General features: G+C 64.9%; 13 protein-coding genes. 6 read left to right on the top strand and 7 right to left on the bottom strand.

The genetic code is table 11. The features are described 5' to 3' along the window. Positions 1-18: 18 nt before the first annotated feature. Positions 19-474, bottom strand: coding sequence for an acetyl-CoA carboxylase biotin carboxyl carrier protein (gene accB / locus QUG03_RS08210; RefSeq protein ID WP_107798091.1), 456 nt, complete (start codon positions 472-474; stop codon positions 19-21). Positions 475-510: 36 nt separating this feature from the next. Further along, the gene (aroQ, locus tag QUG03_RS08205; protein ID WP_500819823.1) at positions 511-960 is read right to left on the bottom strand and encodes a type II 3-dehydroquinate dehydratase; all 450 of its coding nucleotides are present in this window, start codon (positions 958-960) and stop codon (positions 511-513) included. 279 nt (positions 961-1,239) lie between these two features. Here aroQ and queA point away from each other — a divergent pair, with 279 nt between their 5' ends. The 5 genes from queA to ubiB all read left to right on the top strand — a co-directional run bounded on the left by queA (position 1,240) and on the right by ubiB (position 5,758). Beyond that, positions 1,240-2,262, top strand: coding sequence for a tRNA preQ1(34) S-adenosylmethionine ribosyltransferase-isomerase QueA (gene queA / locus QUG03_RS08200; RefSeq protein ID WP_500819822.1), 1,023 nt, complete (start codon positions 1,240-1,242; stop codon positions 2,260-2,262). A 36-nt stretch (positions 2,263-2,298) separates the two neighbouring features. Beyond that, on the top strand, positions 2,299-2,670 hold the full coding sequence (locus QUG03_RS08195) for a gamma-butyrobetaine hydroxylase family protein (RefSeq protein ID WP_107798089.1): 372 nt from the start codon (positions 2,299-2,301) through the stop codon (positions 2,668-2,670). A 2-nt stretch (positions 2,671-2,672) separates the two neighbouring features. Next, a complete protein-coding gene (gene ubiE / locus QUG03_RS08190) occupies positions 2,673-3,407 on the top strand; it encodes a bifunctional demethylmenaquinone methyltransferase/2-methoxy-6-polyprenyl-1,4-benzoquinol methylase UbiE (RefSeq protein ID WP_474455633.1) in 735 nt (244 codons plus the stop codon). A 233-nt stretch (positions 3,408-3,640) separates the two neighbouring features. Then, positions 3,641-4,225 (top strand): ubiquinone biosynthesis accessory factor UbiJ, encoded by a 585-nt coding sequence (locus QUG03_RS08185; protein WP_107798088.1) that lies wholly within the window; start codon positions 3,641-3,643, stop codon positions 4,223-4,225. Positions 4,226-4,231: 6 nt separating this feature from the next. Then, positions 4,232-5,758, top strand: coding sequence for a ubiquinone biosynthesis regulatory protein kinase UbiB (ubiB, locus tag QUG03_RS08180; RefSeq protein WP_486636518.1), 1,527 nt, complete (start codon positions 4,232-4,234; stop codon positions 5,756-5,758). A gap of 222 nt (positions 5,759-5,980) precedes the next feature. Here ubiB and QUG03_RS08175 read toward each other — a convergent pair whose 3' ends face one another. The 5 genes from QUG03_RS08175 to QUG03_RS08155 form a co-directional block, all read right to left on the bottom strand. After that, on the bottom strand, positions 5,981-6,679 hold the full coding sequence (locus QUG03_RS08175) for a B3/B4 domain-containing protein (RefSeq protein WP_500819821.1): 699 nt from the start codon (positions 6,677-6,679) through the stop codon (positions 5,981-5,983). A 61-nt stretch (positions 6,680-6,740) separates the two neighbouring features. Then, positions 6,741-7,598 (bottom strand): DMT family transporter, encoded by an 858-nt coding sequence (locus QUG03_RS08170; protein ID WP_199225792.1) that lies wholly within the window; start codon positions 7,596-7,598, stop codon positions 6,741-6,743. Positions 7,599-8,227: 629 nt separating this feature from the next. Further along, a complete protein-coding gene (locus tag QUG03_RS08165) occupies positions 8,228-9,727 on the bottom strand; it encodes an exonuclease domain-containing protein (RefSeq protein ID WP_107798085.1) in 1,500 nt (499 codons plus the stop codon). 51 nt (positions 9,728-9,778) lie between these two features. Next, a complete protein-coding gene (locus QUG03_RS08160) occupies positions 9,779-11,053 on the bottom strand; it encodes a Y-family DNA polymerase (RefSeq protein WP_500819820.1) in 1,275 nt (424 codons plus the stop codon). Positions 11,054-11,201: 148 nt separating this feature from the next. Next, complete coding sequence (locus tag QUG03_RS08155; protein ID WP_227106810.1) at positions 11,202-12,956, bottom strand: cholesterol oxidase substrate-binding domain-containing protein; 1,755 nt, start codon at positions 12,954-12,956, stop codon at positions 11,202-11,204. 300 nt (positions 12,957-13,256) lie between these two features. Between QUG03_RS08155 and QUG03_RS08150 the strand changes: the two genes are divergently transcribed. Next, positions 13,257-17,902, top strand: a 4,646-nt coding sequence (locus QUG03_RS08150; RefSeq protein WP_500819819.1) for an amino acid adenylation domain-containing protein, incomplete at its 3' end; no start/stop codon positions are given.

Genomic DNA, 17,902 nt, shown 5'->3' with positions numbered 1-17,902 from the left:
GTCTGCCTGTCGTCTGGCTTACTCGATGATGAACAACGGCTCGCCGAATTCCACCGGCTGGCCGTCTTCGACCAGAACGGCCTTGACCACGCCGGAGCGGTCGGCTTCGATCTCGTTCATCAGCTTCATCGCTTCGATGATGCACAGGGTGTCGCCGGCGTTGACGCTCTGACCCACTTCGATGAAGCTCTTGGCGCCCGGGCTCGGCGAGCGATAGAAGGTGCCCACCATCGGCGACTTCATCGCGTTCTTGTCGTTGTTGGCCGGCGCGGCGGCTTCGGCGGCCGGAGCGGCCACGGCGGCGGCTTGGGCGTTGGGCACTTGCAGCGCGGTCATCGGCTGAGCGTAGGCCATCTGCGGCGCGGCGGATACGCGGGTAATGCGGACTTTTTCTTCCCCCTCGGTCACTTCGAGTTCGGCGATGCCGGATTCCTCGACGAGATCGATCAGCTTCTTGAGTTTACGGAGATCCATTGATAATCCTTCGAGTGGGATATTCGGTAGAGTGAGTTAGGCCTGCGCGGCAAGATGCCGGATGGCGTGCGCAAGCGCCAGTTCATAGCCGTGGGCGCCGAGTCCGCAGATCACGCCGACCGCGAGGTCGGAGAAATAGGAATGCTTGCGGAACGGTTCGCGGGCATGAACGTTGGAAAGGTGGACTTCGATAAACGGCACTTGCACCGCCGCCAGCGCGTCGCGCAAGGCGACGCTGGTATGGGTGAAAGCGGCCGGATTGACCAGAATGAAGGCAGTACCGTCATGCGGGCACTGCTGCACGCGATCAATCAACACATGTTCCGCATTGCTCTGCAATGCCGACAATTCAAACCCCGCGGCGCTAGCCTGCTGTTCCAGCCGCTGGTTGATATCGTCAAGCGTTTCCCGGCCGTAGTGCTGCGGCTCCCGCTGTCCCAGCAGATTGAGGTTGGGGCCGTGCAACACGAGGATTTTTCCGGTCAAAGCCTGCTCCTGTTTATCATCTTGGGCGCGAGTTTGCCGCAATTCGCTGCAAGATGTCTAGCTTTTGCATCATTTCAAACAGTTGTTTGGATGGCGAACACGGCGGATCTTCGAGTCAAAGCACTAGTATCCACGGGCGTTTTTCCGCCTGGCAAGTTTTTACCGCCTGGCCGAAAATCGATGTTGATTCAGCGCAAATCCCGCCACTTCGCTCACTAAGCTGATGCCGGCCGGCGGCGGCGCGGGTATAATTTGCCGATTCTGAATCTTTTACGCCTTATGCAGCTTTCCGACTTCGACTACCACCTGCCCGAGCACCTGATCGCCCAGCACCCTCCGGCAGAGCGCGGCGCCAGCCGCCTGCTGCGCGTGGCCGGCCATGACCGCGCCAATCTGCGCTTCACCGACTTCATCGATCAGGTCAGCCCCGGCGACGTGATGGTGTTCAACGACACCCGCGTGATCAAGGCCCGGCTGTTCGGCGAAAAAGCCAGCGGCGGCAAGATCGAGGCGCTGATAGAACGCGTGCTGGACGCGCATACCGCGCTGGCCCACGTCCGCGCGTCCAAATCGCCCAAACCCGGCACCCGGCTGATCTTCGCCGATCGCTGGGAGGCGGAAATGGTAGAGCGCCACGGCGAACTGTTCAAGCTGCGCTTCCTGGCCGAGGACAATCTCTTCGACATCCTGGAAGCTTCCGGCAAGCTGCCGCTGCCGCCTTATATAGAACGCGGCGCCGGCCACGAGGATGACGAGCGCTACCAGACCGTCTACGCCCGCGAGCGCGGCGCGGTGGCCGCGCCCACCGCCGGCCTGCACTTCACCGAAGACATGCTGGAACAGCTGCGCGCCAAGGGCGTGCAACTGGCTTACGTCACCCTGCACGTCGGCGCCGGCACCTTCCAGCCGGTGCGGGTGGACAATATCGCCGAGCACAAGATGCACAGTGAAATCTACGAAGTGCCGGAAACCACTCGCGCGCTGATCGCAGAAGCCCACGCCGCCGGCCGCAAAGTGCTGTCGGTAGGCACCACCAGCATGCGCGCGCTGGAATCCGCCGCGCGCGGCGGCGAACTGGCCGCCGGCTGCGGCGAAACCGACATCTTCATCACCCCGGGCTACCGCTTCCGGGTGGTGGACCGCCTGCTGACCAATTTCCACCTGCCCAAGTCCACGCTGCTGATGTTGGTGTCCGCCTTCGCCGGCTACGAGGAAATCTGCGCCGCCTACCAGCACGCGGTGGAGCAGGAATACCGTTTCTTCAGCTACGGCGACGCCATGCTGCTGGAACGCAAAGACTGATGCGCGGCTTAATCGGCCGCCTTTAAGGATCAGACCATGTCCGGACTCTCTCCCGACGCGCCCGCGCCGCAGGAAATCCAGCTGCACGCGGTGTCGCGCGTGCTGGAAATCAGCTTCGACGACGGCGCCCGCTTCGAGCTGCCCTGCGAATACCTGCGCGTCTACTCGCCCTCGGCGGAAGTGCGCGGCCACGGCGCCGGCCAGGAAGTGCTGCAAGTGGGCAAGCGCCATGTCGCCGTCACCGCGCTGGAGCCGGTGGGCCATTACGCGCTGAAGATCACCTTCGACGACGGCCACGACAGCGGACTGTACAGCTGGAGCTATCTATACGAGCTGGGCGCCAAACGCGACCAGTACTGGCAGGATTATCTCAATCGCCTCGCCGCCGCAGGCGCGAGCAGGGAGTGACCATGGACAAGACGACCCACTTCGGCTTCAAGACCGTTGCCGAAAGCGAAAAAGCCGCCAAGGTGGCCGATGTGTTCCACTCGGTGGCCAAGAAATACGATGTGATGAACGACCTGATGTCCGGCGGGCTGCACCGGGTGTGGAAACACTTCACCCTGACCACTTCCGGCGTCAAGGCCGGCGACAAGGTGCTGGACATCGCCGGCGGCACCGGCGACCTGTCGCGCGGCTGGGCCAAGCGCGTGGGCAAGAGCGGCGAAGTGTGGCTGACCGACATCAACAGCTCCATGCTGACCGTGGGCCGCGACCGGCTGCTGGACGACGGCCTGGTGCTGCCGGTGTCCTTGGCCGACGCCGAGAAGCTGCCCTTCCCCGACAATTACTTCGACGCGGTGTCGGTGGCTTTCGGCCTGCGCAATATGACCCACAAGGACGCAGCGCTGAAGGAAATGTGCCGGGTGCTGAAGCCGGGCGGCAAGCTGATGGTGCTGGAGTTCTCCAAAGTCTGGAAACCGCTGTCGCCGTTCTACGATTTCTACTCCTTCAAGGCGCTGCCGGTGATGGGCAAGCTGGTGGCGGGCGACCCCGACAGCTATCAGTACCTGGCCGAATCCATCCGCATGCATCCCGATCAGGAAACGCTGAAGCAGATGATGCTGGACGCCGGCTTCGGCAAGGTGGATTACCACAATATGAGCGGCGGCGTGGTGGCCCTGCATAAGGGCTACAAGTTCTAAGACCCTGCTCAAAGTCTGCTGCGTTTCGTGAGGCGTCGCACGGTGAGTACAAGCTCAAAATGCTCATGTACCACGCGTACATTCCGCTTTTTCGCTCGTTTTCGCCTTGTCTCGCTCTGGCTCGCGCGACTTTGAACAGCTTCTAAGAGCCTGATTACGATCCGCGGCGCTCCGGCAATGCGGCCTTGATCAGACTAGACCCCTTCACCTTCCAATCACGGCGGAGACAGCGCATGGGCATCCAGATCGCGGCATTCAACCATCTGTTGAACCAACACCCGGCGGTGCGGGCGGAACTGGCCGCGCACGCCGGCCGGCGCGTCGCCGTGGCGCTGCCGCCCTTCCACGTGGCCGGCGTGTTCACCGACGACGGCTGGCTGGCCGCCTGCGAGGGCGAGCCGGAAGCCACGGTGCGGCTCAAACACGCCGTCGCGCTGGCGGCGGCGGCCGGACGCGACCCGGCGCTGAGCGACATCCAGCTGGAAGGCGACGCCGAACTGGCCGCCGCCCTCGGCCGCCTGCTGGGCCGCCTGCAATGGAACGCCGCCGAGGATCTGTCCCGACTGGTGGGCGACGCCGCCGCCCAGCGCGCGGAAACCCTGGCCCGCGGCCTGCTCGGCTTCAAGGGCCAGGTGGCCTGGCGGCTGGCCGCCAACTGGGTGGAGCATCTGCGCGAGGAAACGCCGGTGCTGGCCGGCCGCCGCCAGGTGCAAGGCTTCGTCGCCGCGGTGGACACCTTGCGCGACGACGCCGGCCGCCTGGAAAAACGCCTGGCGCGGCTGCAGGCCGCGCTGCAACAAGAACAGACAAAGGCCTGACGGCACATGCGGACTTCGCGCTTCATCAAGATCGTTTCCACCTTCTACCGCTTCGGCCTGGACGACTTCCTGGAAGGCCATTCCAAGCTCGGCTTCGTCCACAAGCTGTTCGGCCTGCTGCCGCTGCGCCGCGACACCAGCGCGCCGCTGCCGCAGCGGGTACGGCTGGCGCTGGAAAGCCTGGGACCCATCTTCGTCAAATTCGGCCAGGTGCTGTCCACCCGCCGCGATCTGCTGCCGCCGGACTACGCGGACGAACTGGCCCGACTGCAAGACCGGGTGCCGCCCTACGACGGCCTGCAGGCGCGCGAGATGATAGAACGCAGCCTGGGCCGCAAGGTGGACGAACTCTACGTCGATTTCGACAACACCCCGGTGGCCAGCGCCTCCGTAGCCCAGGTGCACAAGGCCTGGCTGCGCCAGCCCGACGGCGGCCGCGGCCGCGAAGTGGCGGTCAAGGTGCTGCGCCCCGGCATCCAGCCGGTGATCGAGCAAGACCTGGCGCTGATGGGCACGCTGGCCGGCTGGGTGGAGAAGCTGTTCACCGACGGCAAGCGGCTGAAGCCGCGCGAAGTGGTGGCCGAGTTCGACAAATACCTACACGACGAACTGGACATGATGCACGAGGCCGCCAACGCCTCGCAGCTGCGCCGCAACTTCAAGAACTCGGACATGCTGATCGTGCCCGAGGTGTTCTACGACTACACCAGCCGCGACGTGCTGACGCTGGAATGGATGCACGGCATCCCGGTGGGCCAAGTGGACCGGCTGCGCGAAGCCGGCGTGGACCTCACCAAGCTCAGCCGCTTCGGCGTGGAAATCTTCTTCACCCAGGTGTTCCGCCACGGCTTCTTCCACGCCGACATGCACCCGGGCAATATCTTCGTCGCCGCCGACGGCCGCTACATCGCGCTGGACTTCGGCATCGTCGGCACCCTGACCGACACCGACAAGCACTATCTGGCGGTCAACTTCCTCGCCTTCTTCAACCGCGACTACCACCGCGTGGCCACCGCCCACATCGAATCCGGCTGGGTGCCGAAAGACACCCGCGCCGAGGAGCTGGAAGCGGCGGTGCGCACCGTGTGCGAACCCATCTTCGAGAAGCCGCTGTCGGAAATCTCCTTCGGCATGGTGCTGCTGCGCCTGTTCGAAACCAGCCGCCGCTTCAATGTGGAAATCCAGCCGCAACTGGTGCTGCTGCAAAAGACCCTGCTCAATATCGAAGGCCTGGGCCGCCAGCTGGATCCCAATCTGGATCTGTGGGACACCGCCAAGCCCTTCCTGACCAAGTGGATGAACGAACAGATAGGCTGGCGCGGCCTGCTGCGCACGCTGAAGCACGAAGCGCCGCAATGGGCCACCACCCTGCCCACGCTGCCGCGCAAACTGAATGACGCGCTGTCCTCCGCCAACAGCGAGCTGCTGATCAGCGGCTACATCCAGCTGATGCGGGAACAGAAGCGCCAGAACTGGCTGCTGGCGCTGATCGCCATCCTGCTGGCGGCCTTGCTGCTGAAAAACTGGCTCTGAGGCCCTCGTAAAGCATGATTTCATTCATGCCCTGCTTCATCAGGCCTTCAAGCAGGCATGGCGGGATCAAGGCGTCCAAGCTTCAGCCGCCCGCCATCCTGCAAACAGGAGCGCCCGTTTCAATTACGACGCTCCATGAGTCTGCAAGCCCCCTTGCCAAGCCAAGCGGGGCTTTTATCTTTATTTGGGTGCGGCTGACGGGACGGACCGCTCTTCCATTCTTCACAGGGAAAACTCGAAACGCCGGTTTGAGGGCGACAACATGTCTTCCTCGGCAATCGCCACGCCCATTTCACCCATCCGGATGCCAATCCGATCACGCAAGGCCTGCAAATCTTTCCATGCCTGCTGGTGCAGCGCCTCGGCCACCATCAGCACGGTGTCCGTGGTCGGGGAAATCACCGACTGAGCGCCTTGCCGGAAAACCCAGCGGCGGGAATGCGCCTGATGATCCTCATCGGCAAAAATGATTTCACCCACGGCCGGCCGCTCAATCTCGCCGGAAAATGCCTGATACGCCTCCAGGCCGTTCGCCGGTCTGACCACCACGCCTCCTCTAAGGCATGCGCAATCGAATGCCGCAATCGGAATGGCCGCATGCATGGACTCCGCGTTAAGCGCGTCGATCAGCGGCAAGACATGAGGTAGGCATCCCTCCTTCCGGAAACGGCGCAGCAGCGCCTCTGCCGCACAGCGATACTGCGTGGGCTTCAAACCCATCTCAGCATAGGTTTGGCGCCATGCCTGCAGCGACGGGACCTCGCTCTCGGCCCTCTCCGCCTGCTGAGCGGCAACCTCTGCATAAGTGGAGTCAAGCGCTCCCGCATTCAGTCCGGCGTTTCCAGCCTGTCGCAGAACCAGAACCAGGGCTCTCAGTTCCGGGAATCGCCCCCACACTTCGTCAGAATGATGAAAGTACATCTTTTCTAGCCCCCTTTGTCGTCATGCCTGGGTTTGCCATCACGGGATGAACGAATGCCGCTCACACTTGCGGCACCGTCTTCAAACGCGCCGGAATCGTCAGCACCAGAATGGCGAGCATCACCGCCGCGACGCCAACGGCTTGGCTCATTTCAATTTGCTCGCCCAGAACCAGCGCGGCAAGCAGCACCGCAGTCAAGGGCGCAACGGCGGTGAATGTGGCGGCCTCGCTGCCGCTTACCCGCGCGGCCCCGCCATACCACAACAGAAAACCGCCGACGGTCGGCACCAGCGCATACCAGATCACCGCCGCAATCGCCTCGGAACCCGGCATGGCAAACGGCAGCTCGAGGAAGGCAACGGGCAAGGACACCAACAGACCCAGAACCGTCATCGCCGTGGTCTGCAACAATGGCCGCAAAGGCACTCGCATGCGCTTGTTGAGCAGAATGAAAGCGCTTTCGCAGACGACGGCCCCCAAGATGCAGGCCATGCCGATGAGAGACAGCGGCCCGGAGCCTTTCCACGCCACCGCCATCACGCCAATGGTGGCGAGCCCTACCGCAATGAGCAGCCGCGCGCTTGGCCGCTCCCCCAAAACCATGACAGAAAAAAGCGCGGAGACCGCGGGAAGCGTTCCAATGATTACGCCCGCATCGGCGGCCGGAAGATAGGACAGGCCGGAAATCAACAAGGTCGTGTAACCGACGCTCCCCGCCCCCGCCTGGAGCAGAAGCAAAAACCCGTCGCTGCGCGTCAGTTTTGGCCACCTCTCCCTCTGCAGGAGAAGCAAGGGAATCAACACAGGCAGTGCGAGAGCAAACCGCAGCGCCGTCGCAAAAAAAGGAGGCATGCTCCCCGCGATGAATTTTGAGGCGATCACGGTAGAACCAACAGTCATCATCGCCAACGTCAACATCAGATATCCGAGAGTGCGGTTTGACAATTCCACCTCCGTTCATGGCTAAGCTCACAAACGGATTTACTTCACGCGCTATTTAAAATCAAGCCTTTAAAAATATCGTCAATAGCTATTGATTTTTGTAGCTTCCAAGAAAGTTCGCTTCGCAAGCATCCATCCATGGCGATGGCGTTCAGCGAATTCCTGGGCAAGTTATGCCATACAGCACTTATTCACATCGATACATTTCAAATAAGGCGGCCAAGATGCTTTTGACTTTCTGAAGGGGAATGCGGGCCCTGGGTTTTCGCAAGGGCGGGCACCATGAATCTCTCCCGAGACCCAGGCGTTCATACCGCTTACGCCAACAAGCCGGCTGCCTATGCACAGGCTGAGCAGGAGTTTAATGAACGGACAAAACAAGGCATCTCATGTCCGCCCCGTCTTTGACCACGCTTGCCCGGCGGCGGCATCAAGCCTTTTATAAGCATGACATGCAAAGGACGGACAGAGGCGGTGTAATGAAAAAGGGAAACGCCCGCCTCCGCGCATCGCCTTAAGGTTCCGGCGGCGGCCCGGCACGGTTTGAGCTGTGCCCGCATGATTATCCAAGCCCGAGACGGGCATGAATGCAACAGCGCATCCATTCACAGCTCGCGCAGCGCCGTGCCCTCCGCCGGCTTGCGCAGCCAGCCTTCCAGCAGCTTGTAGCTGTCCAGATCGAAGGACGGCGCGCCCTCCAGCGGGCCGCCGTCGCCCTGGCGCGAGCCCAGATAGCACCAGCGGTCGAACACATGCTCGGCGCGCTCGCCGGTCACTTCGTCGGTTTCCACCACCGCGATGGCGCCGGCGAACGGCCAAGCCTTCACCTTCAACTTGGCCAAGGCGCCCAGCAGCCGGATATTGTGCACCTCCGCCGGCTCGCGGCCGATGCAGGCGCCGCGGCAGCGTCCCAGCTTCAAAGCCGCGCACGGCGCGCCCTTGCGGCTGGTCACCGCCTCCACGCCCAATACCGACTGGCACAGCGCGTTGCCCAGCGCGATTTCCGCCAGGATCTTGCGCGCCTCCCGCGCATGGCGGAACAAGCCGTACAAATCCGCGGTGCGGCTGAAATCCAGCTCGCGCGCGTACACCACCTTGGGGCGGGTGAAGCCGTCCTCCGTCTCCAGCTGGATGGAACACAGCTCCGGACTCAGCTTGCCGCGGTGGTTATGCTGCGGCTTCAAGGCGTGAATCAAGCGCAGCTCCAGCAAATGCGCGCCGAACTCGCCCAGGGTCTCCTGCCACTCCACCCGGCCGATGGGCTCGCCGATATGCACCTCGCGGCTCTTGCCGCCGCCCTTGACCGCGGCGAAATGCGCCAGCACCCGCGTGCGCAGATTGCCGCCCTTGCCCACGTACAAGGGTTTGCCCTCCTCCCCGTACAGCGCGTACACCCCCGGCACGTCCGGCAGCAGCTCCAGTTGCTCTTGCAGCGCCGCCGGCAGGCCGGCCAGTTCCGGCGGCGCGGCCAATACCGCCGCCATCGCCGCGCCCACGGCCGCTTCGCCCAGTTCCTGGCTGGCGATGCCTAGGAAGCGATGCACCGCTTCCGCGTCCGCCAAGGCCCGGTGCCGCTCCGGCAGGCGGATGTCGTAACGCTCTATCAGGCTGTCCAGGCTGTGCTTGAAAAACTGCGGGTAGAGCCGGCGCGACAGCTTGACCGTGCACAGCGACTGGCTCTGAAAGCGCAGTCCGGCGCGGCGGAATTCGTTTTTCAGGAAGCCGTAATCGAAGCGCGCGTTGTGCGCCAGGAACAGGCGGCCGGACAGCATGGTCAGCAAGCGCTCGGCCAGATCGGCGAAGCTCGGCGCCGCCGCCACCATGGCGTCGGAGATGCCGGTCATGTTCTCGATGAAGGGAGGGATGGGCTGGCCGGGGTTGATCAGAGAGCTGAAGCGCTCCACCCGGTCGCCGTCGATCAGGATGACGCCCACCTCGGTAATGCGGTCGCGGCTGATGTGGCCGCCGGTGGTTTCCAAGTCGACGATGGCGCAAGGCTGGGCAAACAGAGGGTTCAATGTCTGGCTTTCAAGTGCGGCGCGCGGCGGCTTGATTGCACTATAGCCGCCGCCCTGGCCCCGCAGGTTGCAAATCAAGAGCGGCATTTTACTCCAAGAGCCGGGGCCCCATCCGCTTTCCGCCGCATCCGGCCGCGCCTACTTCGCCTTCGCCACCGGGATGTCCTCCCAGCGCGTGGTGTAGGCCGGCGACAACATGTCCTGCTTCATCTTCCACGGCTGCTCCAGCCCTTCCGCCAACAGCTTGACCGTGCCGCGGCCCATGCGATGGTTGATCGCGTCCAGCGCCGCCATCAGGCGCCGCGCCTTTTCCGGATCCGGTCCCTCCGCGAACAAATCCGGCTGCGCCCGTTCCGCGTCCACCAGCTGCCAGGCCATCACCCCGCATTTCTGATAGCCGGCGCCGGGCCGCCACAAACGCTCCACCGCCCGCCCGGCCGCGGCCGCCAGCACCCGGCTGTCCGCGCTGGCCGGCAACAAGGGCACCACCTCGCTGTCCCGCTGCACCGTGCCTTGCTGATACACGCCGCGCTGCAGGCTCACTTGCAAGAAGGAGGCCAAAGAGCCTTGTCGCCGCAAACGCTCCGCCACTTGCGCCGCGTGCATCGCCACCGCCTCGCGCGCCTCTTCCAAACGCGTCACCTTGTGGCCGAAGGAGCGCGTGGACATCAAGGATTGCCGCGGCGGCAGTGCCTCCTCCAGACTCAGGCAGGACAGGCCGTCCAGTTCGTCGGCGATGCGCGCCACGGTGACGCCGAAACGGCGGATCAGCCAATCCCGGTCCGCCGCCGCCAGCGCCGCGGCGTGGCCGATGCGCTCCAGACGCAGCTTGGCCGACAGCTTGCGGCCCACGCCCCAGATCTCCTCCACCGCCACCTCGGCCAGCAGCGTTCGCCGCTCCGCCGCGTCCAGCGCTTGCAGATTCATCACCCCGTCGCGGGACGGGTCCTGCTTGGCCAGGTGGTTGGCCAGCTTGGCCAAGGTCTTGCTGGGGCCGATGCCGACGCATACCGGCAGGCCCAGGCCGCGCGACATGGCGTCGCGCATCCGCTGCGCCAGCCGCTCCGGTTCCGGTTCGCCGCCGATGTCCAGAAAGCATTCGTCTATCGAATACACCTCCTGCGCGCGCGCGAAACCGGCCAGCAGCCGCATCGCGCGGCCGGACAAATCACCGTACAGCGTGTAATTGGACGAGAACACCGCCACGCCCAGCTGCTCCAGCCTCGCCTTGTGCAGGAAGTAAGGCGCGCCCATCGGCACGCCCAGCGCCTTGGCCTCGGCCGAGCGCGACACGATGCAGCCGTCGTTGTTGGACAACACGACAATGGGCGCGCCGGCCAGGCGCGGGTTGAACACCCGCTCGCAGGAAGCGTAGAAGGAATTGCAATCGACTTGGGCGTAGCAGGTGGACATGGCTGGGCTAAGGGGCGCGAATCCGGCGCGGCGGCGATGCTTGCAGTGTAGCGCCCGCGGCCCGGCGGAGGCGAGCGCGCGGCAAAAAACGGCGCGCCGCCATCGGAGGGCGCGCCGTCTTCAACAAGCTCCAGCGTCGGAAAGCCGTTCAGAGGCCCAGGCTGTCCAGCAAGGGCGAGGAGAACAGGCGGTAGGGGTCATACGTCGCCAGCGCCGCCTTGGCCGCGTCCCAATTGGCCGCCGCCGGCTGGCCGGCGCGGAAGGCGTTGGGAATGGTCGTTTGCAGCATGGCGGAATCCGCCCACGCTGCCTGGTCGGTATAGCCCCAGCCCTTGGACCATTCCGGACGCACCGCCGCGTAGGAGCCGTTGAAATTGGCCTCAATCCACTGCTCTATCTCGCGATAGAACTGGTTGGCGTAAGGCGTGCCCGGCAGCGTCAGGATGTCCAGCCACACCGCGGCGTTCCATTCCGGATGGTCCGGCCGCGGGCGGATGGCGGACAAGGCCGGCGCCACGCTGCCGTTCAAGGCCGTCTCGCTAGGATCGTCCAGCCCGGTCACGCGGATTTCCACCGGCCCGTTCATCGGATAGCGGCCCTGTTGCTGATAGGCCTGCACCCGCGCCTGATAGAAGGTGACGAACTCGTTGAGCACGCGCTGCACGTTTTCGCGACGGGTCAGCACCGCGTAGCCGTTGGCGGTGACGCGCAAGGTGGTGGGCTTGACGTAGAGCAGCAGGTTTTTGGACCAGCCCCACAGGTCCCAGCTGGCCGTCGCCACCAGGCCGGCGCTGGCCGCGGCGAACTGCGCCTTGCCGAAGGCCGGCGTCAGCTTGCCGTCGCCCAGCGACAGAATCTTATTGGCCAGATCGGTCACTTCGTCGGGCAGATTATCCGAGAAGGGGTAGTTGAACGGCTTGTCGGTCTGACGGGAGAACAGCGGCTTGTTCGGCGTCACCGTCCACACCTTGAGCCAGGGATTGCTGGTGAAGGGGAACCAGATCGCCTCCACTCGGCCGGCGCTGTCCAGATAGCTGGCGAAGGTGCGCCCGCCGCTGCCCGCCGCGGCGAACATTTCGCCATAGGGAATATTGAACCAGCTCTGACAGCGCAAGCGCTGGTTGGGCGCCGCCTGCAAAGTGGCTTCCACAATCAGCGAGCGGCCCACGTGCGCCAGCAGCGGCGCGATCTGCGGATCGTTGCGGGCAAACTTGCGCAAGGCGTAAGCGCCGCTGGCCTTGTCGTAGACCACGGCGGTGAGGCTGAGCACCAGATTGCTGATCGAGCCGTAGCTGGCGCCGGCCAGACGGCGTTCGCCCTTGGCCGGAATCGCGGTGCCGTGGCCGTTGATGGCCAGCACCCCGCCCAGGGTCAGATCCCCGGGCGCCGGCGCGGCGGTCACGCCCAGACCGGCCTTTTCCATTCCGGTGAGCAAGGCTTCCATGGTGATGCCGGCCTGGGCGGTGACCTTGGCCACCGGGCCCGAGGCGTCGACGGACATCGCGGTCAGATAGCGCGTGGTGTCCAGCAAGACCACCGCCGGGCAGCTGACGCCGGCGGCCAGCGTCAACGGCGACCAGTTGTGCATCATGCCGCGCGCGCGCACTTTGTAGCCGTTGTCCTTGGCCCAGTTGGCCACCTTCACCACTTCGTCCGCGGAACGCGGCGCGCAAGTCCAGACATCGTCCACCTTGATGTCGCCGGCCCAGTTTTTGAAGCTTTGCTTATATAGGGGAATGTCCGCCGGGAAGTTGTTGGGCTGGCTGCAAGTCAGCCTCGCCGCCATGATCCGCTCGGCCGGCAACCAGCCCGCCAAAGCCCCGGCGGAAGTCAATTTCAAGGCCCCGGTCAAAAAGTCGCGACGGCTGGCGGCCAATGGTTTTTCCGCATCATTCGAACTCATTTCAAAACTCCTCGCAAATGCAAAAGTAAAGATAAAAACAATACGAGTTAAACAAGCAGCATTTAAACCGTATTCAGCAAGAATATTTGAAAATCAATAATGCGAATCGCTGCATCAGCTATCCCATTATCTTAATAGAATGACGCTATCATGTACCGCAAGTATTAAAAACCTGACTTATTTACCAGTTAAATTGCTTCACTAATTTAATTCACATCGGTGTAGATTTACGCGACACACAAGGCAGTACAAAAGCATATTTCGGCATAATACTTTCTAAATAAGATTGGAATAACTCAAATGAAAACCTTCCCGCTTACACGCCGGCAGCTGGAAATCTATTTTCATCAATCGTTATTCTCCGCGCCCGAACTGTTCAATATCGGCGGTTTCATCAAAATCCAGGGCGCTCTCGATATCGAAACCCTGCGAACCGCGCTCGTCTCCCTGATGGAACACACGCCGGCGTTGCGCATCGCCATAGACGAAGCCGGCGGTCAGCCGCGCCAAGTGCTCTGCCCGCGCCACCCTTGCCCGCTGACGGTGATAGACACCCGCGGCGAGGCGGACCCGGAGGCCGCGGCCAAGCAATGGACCGAGCGCGATTTCGCCCGCGCCTTCCCCTTCGACGGTCAAACGCCGCTGGCCGCCTACACCCTGCTGCGGCACGGGGAAGAGGATTTCATCCTGTACGGCCGTTTCCACCACATCGCCTTCGACGGTTGGGCCATCGCCCGGCTCTACGGCGAGAAATGCCGCTACTACAACAGCCTGCGCCAAGGCCTGTCGCCGGAGCCGGCGTCGACGATGACGCCGGCCGAGCAGGTGGAGGAAGAGGACGGCTACTACGCGTCGCGCCATTACGAGAAAGACCGGCAATACTGGCAAGACAAGCTCGCCGGCTACTCAACCCGGCTGTTCGCCGACGCCGGCGGACAACTGGCCTGCGGTCAACGCAGTTTCCAGCTATCGGCGGAAAGCTATAGCCGCATCGGCGAACTGGCCGCCGCGCACCAGGCCACCGTCTTCCACTTTTTCATCGGCTTGATCTACACCCACGCGCTGCGGGAATTCGGCGCCGACGATCTGCTGCTGGCGCTGCCCATCCTCAACCGCCGCAGCGCCTTGGCCAAGAACACCCCCGGCCTGTTCGCCAGCCTGTGCCCGCTGCGTCTGAAGCTGCGGCCGCACTGGAGCTTCGCCGAGCTGCTCAGCCTGATCCAGCGCGAGCTGAGAGCCGACTTCCGCCATCACCGCTTCCCGATAGGCGAAACCGAAGGCCTCGGCCGGGACCGGCTGCCCTACGAAATCAGCCTGTCGTTTGAGAAGCACGATTACGACGCCATGTTCGACGGCACCGTCAGCAATATGACCGCGATGCGCGCCTTGTCGCAGCACTATCCCTTGAAGGTGTTCGTGCGCGAGGCGGACTCCCGCCAGCCGGTGAAAGTGGACCTTGATTACAATCTGGCCGGCTTCGCCGAGCTGGACGCCGCCGCCTTCATCGACGGCGTGGAACCCTTGCTGCACAGCCTCTTGCGCGATCCAGAGCAAACGCTGGCCAAGCCGCCGCGCGCCGTCGCATTGCCCGCTTCCGTCGCGCCGCCGCATCCCGATCTGTGCAGCTGGTTCGAACACGCCGCCCAGACCTTCCCCGAACATATCGCCGTTCAGGGCGAAACCGCCGCGCTGCGCTACCGTGAACTGGACGCCCGCGCCAATCAGCTCGCCCGGCAATTGCTGCAACTCGGCGTGCTGCCCGAGCAACGCGTCGGACTCTGCTGCCAACGCCAGCCGGATCTGCTGGTCGCCATCCTCGCCATCCTTAAAGCCGGCGCCGCCTATGTGCCGCTGGACCCCGGCTATCCCGCCGAGCGCCTGGAGTTCCTGGTTCGCGACAGCGCCATCCACGTCGTCGTCGGCGACGCCGAATCCGCCGACGCCCTGCCCGCCGGCCTGGCGCTGCGCTGGCTGGACGTCGCCGTCTCCTCCGGCGACGCCGCGCCGCCGCCGCGCCGTCTGCATCCGCAGCAGGCCGCCTACGTCATCTACACCTCCGGCTCCACCGGCACCCCCAAGGGCTGCGTGGTCAGCCATCACAATGTGGTCCGATTGATCGCCGCCACCGCCGAGCGTTTCGCCTTCGGGCCCGACGATGTGTGGTCGCTGTTCCACTCCTACGCCTTCGATTTCTCGGTGTGGGAGATCTGGGGGCCGCTGCTGTTTGGCGGTACTTGCCTGGTGGTGCCTTATTGGGTGTCCCGCTCGCCCGAGGCCTTCGCCGGCTGGCTGCAACAGCACCGGGTGTCGGTGTTGAACCAGACCCCGGCCGCCTTCCGCCAGTTGATTCCCGCCGCCGCCGCTCACGCCTTGCCGGACTTGCGCCTGGTGATCTTCGGCGGCGAGGCGCTGGAGCTGGCCAGCCTGGAGCCCTGGTTCCAACAACGCGGCGACCAGCGTCCCGAGCTGGTCAATATGTACGGCATCACCGAAACCACCGTGCACGTGACCGAGCGCGCCATCCGTCAGGCCGATCTGGATGCTCGTCGCGGCCAGGTCATCGGCCAGCCGATTCCCGATCTGGCCTTCCATCTGCTGGACCGCTTCCTGCAGCCGGTACCCGTCGGCGTGCCCGGCGAGATCTATGTCGGCGGCCCCGGCGTCGCTCGCGGTTACTGGAACCGCCCGGCGCTGACCGCTTCCCGTTTCCTGCCCAATCCCTTCGCCGCCGACGGCTCCCGTCTGTATCGCTCCGGCGATCTGGCCCGCCGCCGCGCCGACGGCGAGATCGAATACCTGGGCCGCGCCGATCATCAGGTCAAGCTGCGCGGTTTCCGCATCGAGCTGGGCGAGATCGAGGCCGCGCTGTGCCGGCTGCCCGCGGTGCGCGAGGCGCTGGTGCTGCTGGACCGCCCCGCCGCCGGCGAACCGCGGCTGGTGGCCTACGCCGTCGGCGACGCCGAACCCGCCGCCTTGCGCGCCGCGCTGGCCGCCGAGCTGCCCGAACACATGCTGCCCGCCGTCATCGTGGCGCTGGAGCGTTTCCCGCTGACCCATCACGGCAAGGTGGACCGCGCCGCGCTGCCCGCGCCGCAAGCGGCCAGCGCCGCTCTGCGCGTCGAAGCCCGCTCGGACGCCGAACGCGCGCTGGCCCAGATCTGGGCCGAGGTCCTCGCCGTGCCGCTGCCCGGCATCGACGACAACTTCTTCGCCCTCGGCGGCGACTCCATCCTCTCGCTGCAAGTGGTCGCCCGCGCCCGCGACCAGGGCCTGGCCCTGAGCGTGCAAAAACTGTTCAGCCTGCCCACCATCCGTCAGCTGTGCGAAGCGCCGGACGCGGCCGGCAACGACGAAGCCGCCGCGCGGCAAGCCTTCGCCCAGATAGCCAACGCCGACCGGCTGCGCTTACCCGACGATGTGATCGAAGCGCTGCCGATGTCGCGGCTGCAAGCCGGCATGCTGTTCCACAGCGAGCTGTCGCAAAACGGCGCCATCTTCCACGACATCTTCAGCTTCGACCTGCGCCTGCCCTGGGATGAGGCCGCCTGGCGCGCCGCCGTTCGCCGCCTAACGGAACGCCACGCCGCGCTGCGCACCACCTTCCACTGGAACGCCTACTCGGAACCGCTGCAGCTGATTCATCGCGACGGCGACATCCCGCTGAGCGTCGCCGACTTGCGCGCGCTGGCGCCCGAGGCGCAAAGCCGGGCGCTGGCCGACTTCGTCGCCGCGGAAAAAGCCCGGCCCTTCCAGCCGCAATCACCGCCGCTGCTGCGCCTCGCCCTGTTCCGGCTGGAAACGGGCCGCGCGCGGCTGACGCTGAGCTTCCATCACGCGATTCTGGACGGCTGGAGCGTGGCCACCCTCGTCACCGACTTGCTGCGGCTGGCGCGCCAGCCGGACAGCACAGCCGGCAGCGACGCGGACGGCGCGCTGAGCGCGCTGTTCATCGAACAGGAAAAACAGGCCGAGAAGGACCCGGCGCTGAAAGCGGCCTGGCAACGCCGGCTGGCCGGAACGGAAGCGTCCATCCTGCCCCGGCTGAGGCCTGCGCGCCCAGCCGCCGGCGCGCGCAGCGTCCGCCGCCTCAGCCGCATGCTGCCGGCCGAGCTGTCCGGCGCGCTGGACGCCGCCGCCGCGCGGCTGGCGCTGCCGCTCAAGACTGTGCTGCTGACCGCCCATCTGCGCGTGCTGGCGCTGCTGACCGGTTCCGCCGCCGCCAGCACCGGCTACGTCACCCACAGCCGCCCCGAGCGCGAAGACAGCGCCGCCGCGCTGGGCCTGTTCCTGAACACCCTGCCGCTGAACGTGGCGCTGCAAGCCGGCAGCTGGGCGCAATTGGCGCGCGGCGTCTTCGCCGAGGAAACCGCGCTGCAGCCCTTGCGCCGCCTGCCGCTGGCCGCCGTCATGCAGCTGAATCAGGGGCGGCGCGGCTTCGAGGTCGGTTTCAACTACATCCACTTCCATGTCTACGAACAGGCGCTGCGCTTGCCTGAGGTGACGGTGGAAGGCGTGGAAGTGTTCGAGGAAACCGACTTCCCCTGCCTGGTGCAGTTCAGCCGGGACCCGCGCGACCAGGGCCTGGAGCTGACGCTGGCCTGGGACGAGGCGGAATTCGACGCGCCGCAGATCGAGGAGATGGCCGCCTATCTGCAACAGGCGCTGACGGCGCTGGCCGCCGACCCGGACGCCGACTGGCTGGCCGCGCCGCTGCTGAACCCAGAGCAAACCGCCCAGGCCCTGGGCCCGACGCCTCTCGCCGTCGCGCCGCCGCATCCCGATCTGTGCGCCTGGTTCGAGCACGCCGCCCAGGCCTTCCCCGAACATATCGCCGTCCAGGGCGACACTGCCGCGCTGCGCTACCGCGAGCTGGACGCCCGCGCCAATCAGCTGGCCCGGCAATTGCTCCAGCTCGGCGTGCAGCCGGAACAACGTGTCGGCCTGTG

Source organism: Chromobacterium sp. CCUG 30098, assembly GCF_059916605.1.
Note: the sequence above shows the minus strand (reverse complement) of the source record. Positions and strands in the feature narration are given on the sequence as shown.

What these genes read in the sequence shown, in the direction of transcription:
- QUG03_RS08195 (WP_107798089.1), top strand. Translation starts at nt 2,299, where the DNA reads ATGTCCGGACTCTCTCCCGACGCGCCCGCGCCGCAGGAAATCCAGCTG.
- QUG03_RS08155 (WP_227106810.1), bottom strand. Translation starts at nt 12,956, where the DNA reads ATGAGTTCGAATGATGCGGAAAAACCATTGGCCGCCAGCCGTCGCGAC.
- queA (WP_500819822.1), top strand. Translation starts at nt 1,240, where the DNA reads ATGCAGCTTTCCGACTTCGACTACCACCTGCCCGAGCACCTGATCGCC.
- QUG03_RS08170 (WP_199225792.1), bottom strand. Translation starts at nt 7,598, where the DNA reads ATGTTGACGTTGGCGATGATGACTGTTGGTTCTACCGTGATCGCCTCA.
- ubiB (WP_486636518.1), top strand. Translation starts at nt 4,232, where the DNA reads ATGCGGACTTCGCGCTTCATCAAGATCGTTTCCACCTTCTACCGCTTC.
- accB (WP_107798091.1), bottom strand. Translation starts at nt 474, where the DNA reads ATGGATCTCCGTAAACTCAAGAAGCTGATCGATCTCGTCGAGGAATCC.
- QUG03_RS08160 (WP_500819820.1), bottom strand. Translation starts at nt 11,053, where the DNA reads ATGTCCACCTGCTACGCCCAAGTCGATTGCAATTCCTTCTACGCTTCC.
- QUG03_RS08175 (WP_500819821.1), bottom strand. Translation starts at nt 6,679, where the DNA reads ATGTACTTTCATCATTCTGACGAAGTGTGGGGGCGATTCCCGGAACTG.
- QUG03_RS08165 (WP_107798085.1), bottom strand. Translation starts at nt 9,727, where the DNA reads ATGCCGCTCTTGATTTGCAACCTGCGGGGCCAGGGCGGCGGCTATAGT.
- QUG03_RS08185 (WP_107798088.1), top strand. Translation starts at nt 3,641, where the DNA reads ATGGGCATCCAGATCGCGGCATTCAACCATCTGTTGAACCAACACCCG.
- ubiE (WP_474455633.1), top strand. Translation starts at nt 2,673, where the DNA reads ATGGACAAGACGACCCACTTCGGCTTCAAGACCGTTGCCGAAAGCGAA.